At 68.3% G+C, this 5,700-nt stretch carries 6 protein-coding genes; 2 read left to right on the top strand and 4 right to left on the bottom strand.

All coding sequences use genetic code 11. From position 1 onward, the window contains the following. Positions 1–584: 584 nt before the first annotated feature. Both OXU43_06635 and OXU43_06630 read left to right on the top strand, forming a co-directional pair. The gene (locus tag OXU43_06635; GenBank protein ID MDD9824829.1) at positions 585–899 is read left to right on the top strand and encodes a ComEA family DNA-binding protein; all 315 of its coding nucleotides are present in this window, start codon (positions 585–587) and stop codon (positions 897–899) included. Positions 900–1,002: 103 nt separating this feature from the next. Then, positions 1,003–1,311, top strand: coding sequence for a hypothetical protein (locus tag OXU43_06630; GenBank protein ID MDD9824828.1), 309 nt, complete (start codon positions 1,003–1,005; stop codon positions 1,309–1,311). A 53-nt stretch (positions 1,312–1,364) separates the two neighbouring features. Here OXU43_06630 and moeB read toward each other — a convergent pair whose 3' ends face one another. The 4 genes from moeB to hemA form a co-directional block, all read right to left on the bottom strand. Continuing rightward, complete coding sequence (gene moeB / locus OXU43_06625; protein MDD9824827.1) at positions 1,365–2,144, bottom strand: molybdopterin-synthase adenylyltransferase MoeB; 780 nt, start codon at positions 2,142–2,144, stop codon at positions 1,365–1,367. A 176-nt stretch (positions 2,145–2,320) separates the two neighbouring features. After that, positions 2,321–3,181, bottom strand: a complete 861-nt coding sequence (gene prmC / locus OXU43_06620) for a peptide chain release factor N(5)-glutamine methyltransferase (GenBank protein MDD9824826.1) — start codon at positions 3,179–3,181, stop codon at positions 2,321–2,323. Then, complete coding sequence (gene prfA, locus OXU43_06615; protein ID MDD9824825.1) at positions 3,178–4,269, bottom strand: peptide chain release factor 1; 1,092 nt, start codon at positions 4,267–4,269, stop codon at positions 3,178–3,180. The genes prmC and prfA overlap by 4 nt, the downstream gene beginning before the upstream one ends. A 90-nt stretch (positions 4,270–4,359) precedes the next feature. Further along, positions 4,360–5,577, bottom strand: coding sequence for a glutamyl-tRNA reductase (gene hemA / locus OXU43_06610; GenBank protein MDD9824824.1), 1,218 nt, complete (start codon positions 5,575–5,577; stop codon positions 4,360–4,362). Positions 5,578–5,700 lie beyond the last annotated feature (123 nt).

Genomic DNA, 5,700 nt, shown 5'->3' with positions numbered 1-5,700 from the left:
GCTCCGCCCTGAAGGAGCGCGAAGCGCGCGCTTTATACGCTGGATTCCTGCTTTCGCAGGAATGGCGAGGGGGGCGCGGGAATGGCGAGGGGGGCGCGGGAATGGCGAGGGGGGGCATGGGAATGGCGGAGTGGGCTTTATTCGCTGGATGCCCACAGCGTTTTTGCACAGCCTGTTTTTTTCTGTCATTCCGGCGAAACAGTCTGTGCAAAAACCCTATGGGCATCCAGCGTGTAAAGACTACTCCGCCATTCCCGCGCATCACTCCCCCCTTGAGGGGGAGTCGGCAAGACGAGGGCGGAGCCCGAAGTCGCGCCGGTGGGGGGCATAGCGGCGCCTCCTTCCCCCAGCGGACACGGAAATCGCAACCGCCGCTTCCTCCCCCTCCAGGGGGGAGTGATGGGAAAAATGAGGGAATGGCGGAATAAGAGGGCCGCTTTGCTTGCCTTTGCGTAACGGCTTGGAGGCCGCCGCGCACTCCCCCAAAAATCCTTCAAATGAATGATTTTTTTCGGCGGTAGGCAGGCTAGGATTGCTTCTGCCCGCATGGGTAAGGGAATCGTAAGAACATGGAGGTTGCGACTATGACCGGAAAAATCCTGCTCGCGTCCCTGCTGCTCCTGCCGTTGTTGGCAGGCGCCGCGGAGACGACCCCGGAGATGGCCCCGGAGATGACGCCGGAGACGGCTTCGGAGACCATCCCGGCAACGGTGAACATCAATACGGCCGACGCGGCAACCCTGGCGCTGATCAAGGGCATTGGACAAGCCAAGGCCCGGGCCATCGTTTCCTACCGGGAAGAGAACGGCGAGTTCAAATCCATAGACGAATTGGCGGATGTGCGCGGGATCGGCCCCGTCATCATCGAGAAGAACCGCGAATTCCTGACCGTGGAATAAACGCTGGCTCCATGGTTGTGTGCCGCCGGGCGCCCGCCTCCTTGCTCTCTCCTTCGCTTGGGCGCCCGGCGGCGGCGCGTGGCAAGCGCCCGCGATGTAGATTATGATCGATCACGGCATGACCCAGGCGAATATCGAGCTATTGGACGCCCTGCGGGACGCGGGGGCATCGGACGACAAGGCGCGGGCGGCGGCGCAGTCCGTTGCGGTTGCCAGCGACATGGCAACCAGGGCGGATGTCTTTGCCGCGCGAGAAGATATCTCCGCCGTAAGAGAAGATCTCTGCGCCGTAAGGGAGGATATTTCTTCCGTAAGGGCGGAGATGGCCGCCCGGGAGGCGCGGCTGACGTGGCGCATGGCCGGGGGTATTGCCGTCATCCTGGCCGCGATGGCTCTCTTCGATCTGAATTAGCGGCGCGGCAGGCGCCCGTGCCGGTTTTTCGGGACTCGAGCCGAAAATGGGGCTCATGCTTCTTCGGGTTCGGCGGCGGGCGGGGGGCGGGCGCCGCAGTCGGGGCAGTCCGGGTCGCGGGGCAGACGCAGGCATTGCCATTCCATGCGCAGGGCGTCCAGCAACAGCAATCTGCCGTAGAGGGGGCGGCCGATGTCCATTAACACCTTCATGGTCTCCAGCGCCTGTACGCTGCCGATGATGCCGAGCAGGGGGGCGACGACCCCCGCCTCGTCGCAGCTCAGGCGGCGGTCGGCCGCCTCTTGCGGGTACAGGCACCGGTAGCAGGGGCTGTCGGGCCGCCGGGTGTCGAAGACGCCGACTTGTCCCTCGAAGCGGGCGGCCGCCCCCGAGACCAGCGGTTTCCGCAGCCGGGCGCAGACCCGGTTGATGGCAAAACGGGAGGCGAAGTTGTCGGTGGCGTCCACCACTATGTCGGCCCTGGCGGCCTCCGCCTCCAGGGTCTGTCCGGCCAGCCGTTCCCCGACCAGCCGGGTGCGGACTTCCGGGTTCAGTTCCAGAACGCGCGCGCGCGCGGATTCCGTCTTGCGGGCGCCGATGTCGGCCGTGCGGTGCAGGAGTTGACGCTGCAAGTTGGAGAGGTCCACGCGGTCGTGGTCGGCCAGGGTCAGTTCGCCCACGCCGGCCGCCGCCAGGTACATGGCCACCGGGGAGCCCAGGCCCCCCAGTCCGATCACCAGCGTTCGCGCGCGCCGCAGGCGCAGTTGCCCGGCGACATCAATCTGCGTCAGCATGATCTGCCGGCTGTAGCGCAGCAGTTGTTCGTCTTGCAATTCGCCCGCTTCAGTCATTGTCTTGCAGGTGCCTGCGCCATTGCTGGGGGGCGCGGCGGGAGGCGGGCGCAAAGCGGCGGCGGCGGCAAATGGCGTAAGCCGATTGCAGGTAGGCGCGCCAGGAGGGGAGCGGCTCGCCGGGCGCCTGGCGGCAAGCCGGGGGGCCGGGCGGCGGCCTAGTCACGGGGGGCGGTCCCCTGTGTGACTCGCTCGCGGCCCGCGAGGTCGCGGTGCGTACGGATGCGCCGGTAACCGCGGCGCCGGAAGAGTCCGCGCGCCTGTTCCCCCTGGCCGCGGCCATGCTCCAATATCAGAGCGCCGCCGGGGGCGAGATGGGCGGGCGCGCCGGCGACCAGGGCGCGCAACTCTTGCAGGCCGTCCCGGCGTCCTACCAGCGCCCGCCGCGGTTCGAAACGGAGGTCTCCGCGCTTCAGGTGCGGGTCGCCTGGGGCGATGTACGGAGGATTGCTGACGATCAGGTCGAAGCGCATTCCCCGAAGGGGGGCGTACCAGTCCCCCCGCCGCAGCCGCAGGTTTCGCCGTCGCGCGCGCCTGCCGTTGGCCGCCGCGACCCGCAGGGCGCGGGGACAAATGTCCGTCGCCAGCACCTGGGCGGCGGGGCGTTCGCCGGCGAGCGCTACGGCGATCGCGCCGCAGCCCGTGCCGAGGTCGGCGACCCGCGCGGCCGTGCCCGCGGGAATCAGCTTCAGCGCCGCCCGTACTACCTCTTCGGTCTCGGGACGGGGGATCAGCGTATGCGTGCTGACCCGCAGCGGCAGCGACCAGAATTCCCGCAGGCCGGTAAGGTAGGCGACGGGCCAGCCCAGGGCGCGCCGGGCCAGCAGCGCCCGGAACCGCCGCGCCGCCGCCGCCGCCACCGGCATCTCCGGGTGCGCGTACAGCCGCGCCCGTCCCGTCGCCAATACGTCGGCCAGCAGCAGTTCCGCCTCCAGCCGGCCGCGCCCGCCGGCCCCCAATACGCGCGCCGCCTCGAAGAGCAGCGAACGCACGGTGGCGGCATGGTCCCGCGGCGTCATTGCGCGCTGTCCGCCGCCGCGCTCAGCGCCTGGGCCTGGTACTCGCTGATCAGCGGTTCGATCACGGCGTCTATTTTGCCGAGCAGCACGTCCCCCAACTGGTGCAAGGTCAGTTGGATGCGGTGATCCGTCATCCGGTTTTGCGGAAAATTGTAGGTGCGAATCCGCTCCGAGCGGGCGCCGCTGCCCACCAGCAGCCGCCGGCTTTCCGCCCGCTCCTGGGCCTGCCTGCCGCGCTCCGCGGCCAGCAGCCGCGCTTGCAGCAGCGCCATCGCCTTGGCGCGGTTCTTGTGCTGGGAGCGTTCGTCCTGGCACTCCACCACGGTCCCGGTAGGCAGGTGCAGGATGCGGATCGCGGAATCGGTCTTGTTGACGTGCTGCCCCCCCGCTCCCGAGGCGCGAAAAGTGTCTATGCGAAGTTCGTCCGGTTGCACCTCGATGCGGTCCACCCGCTCTGCCTCCGGCAGCACGGCGACCGTGCAGGTGGAGGTGTGAATGCGGCCCTGCGTCTCGGTCTCCGGGACGCGCTGCACCCGGTGGACGCCGGACTCGAATTTGAGGCGGGAATAGACGGCCTTGCCGATAATCCGCAGGACCACCTCCCGGTAGCCGTCCAATTCGCTGGGATGGCTGTTGACGATCTCCACCTGCCAGCGCCGCGCCTCGGCATAGCGGCAATACATGCGCATCAGATCGCCGGCGAATAGCGCCGCCTCCCGCCCGCCCGCGCCGGCGCGGATTTCCAGAAAGATGTTTTTGGCGTCGTCCGGGTCGCGGGGCAGCAGCAGGCGGTGGAGGTCTTGCTGCAACTGCGTTTCCCTGCCTTTCGCCTCCTTGAGTTCCGCCTGCGCCAGTTCCCGGATCCCGGGGTCCGCGTCCCGGGTCAGTTGCATGGCGGCGCCGATGGCGTCCTCGTTGCCCCGGTAGTCCCGGAAGCAGGACACGACCGGCGCCAGTTCCGCCCGCTCCCTGGCCAGTTGCCGGTAGCGGTCGCGGTCGTTGCAGACTCCGGCATTGCCCAGCAGGGCGTCAATTTTTTCCAGCCGCCGTTCCAGTCCTTCCAGCTTGTCTTGCAGGCTCTTTTTGATCATCGGTTTTTGCGGCGGCTCGTCCGCCGACTGCGGCTATGGCCGCGCGGCGCGGCGGGGGCAGGGCGGCGGCCGGGGAGCGCGGCGGCCTTATTCGGTCTCGCGCCCGCCGTCGGAGCGTCCTGCGCGCAGGCTTACCGTGGGCAGGTGCAGCAATCTCCCGGTCAGCGCGCGGGTGACCCGGCGCAGCACTTCGGAGGCGGGGGTGCCGTTGCTCAGTTGGCGCTCCGCGTCCTCCAGCGCCTGCTCCCGGAGCAGCCAGGCGCGTTCGCGCAGGGCGCGGATATCGGGCACGGCCTGGCGCCCCTGCAGCCATTCCATAAAGCGGCTGACGCGGGCGCGGATAATCTCCTCCGCTTCTCTTGCCGCTTCCTTGCGGTCGTCCAGGTTTCGGTCTATGACCTGTTCCAGATCGTCCACGGTATAGAGGTAGGCTTCTTCCAGATCGGCCACCCGCGGGTCTATGTCCCGGGGGACGGCGAGGTCAACCAGGAACATGGGTTTGTGTTTGCGCGCGGCGCCTGCCTTCGCCACGGCCTCCATGGAGAGTACGGGCGTCCGGCTCCCCGTGCAGCAGAGTACGATGTCCGCCTCCGCCAAATGGTCCGGCATGGCGGCCAGGTGAATCGCGTAGCCCTGGCACGCCTGCGCCAGCCGTTGCGCCGTCTCCAGGGTGCGGTTGGCGACGATCATTCGCCGGATGTTCTCTTGGCGCAAGCGCCTGGCGGCGATCTCTATGGTCTCTCCCGCGCCGACCAGCAGCACGCTGCTGTCGCTCAGCCGGCAGACCTGCCGGGCCAGTTTGACCGCCACCGCCGCGACGGACAGCGGGCTGTGGCCGATCGCGGTGCTGCTGCGCACCTGCTTCGCCGCCGAGAACGAGTGTTGAAACAGCCGGTTCAGCAGCGGCCCGACCGTCCCCGCGTCGAGCGCCGCTTCGTAAGCGAGCTTGAGTTGTCCCAGGACCTGGGGTTCGCCCACGACCATGGAGTCCAGGCCGCTGGCTACGCGCATGACATGCCTTACCGCCCGCTGGCCGGGGTGCGCGTACAGGTAGGGGAGCAGGCTGTCCTCGCGCAGGCCGTGGTAGCCGGCCAGCCAGTCGGCGAGGCCGCGTTTGCCGCCCTCGTGCAGATTGCAGTACAGCTCGGTGCGGTTGCAGGTGGAAAGGATCGCCGCTTCCCGCACCCCTTTCCGGCTGGACAGGCTGGATAGGGCGCCGGGTATGGCGCCGGCCTCAAAGGCCAGTCGCTCGCGCACCTCCACGGGCGCGTTTTTGTGGTTTACCCCCAGTGCCAGCAGTGCCATCGGCGGATCCCCGCAGGGTTCGTCCCAGAGCGGATTTTGCGCCATGCTCGCGGACAACACAAGTGCAGTGCATCACTCCCCCCTTGAGGGGGAGTCGGCAAGACGAGGGCGCCAGCCCGATGT

It is taken from the genome of Gammaproteobacteria bacterium (genome assembly GCA_028817255.1).
In the GTDB taxonomy this organism is placed as follows: domain Bacteria; phylum Pseudomonadota; class Gammaproteobacteria; order Porifericomitales; family Porifericomitaceae; genus Porifericomes; species Porifericomes azotivorans.
Note: the sequence above shows the minus strand (reverse complement) of the source record. Positions and strands in the feature narration are given on the sequence as shown.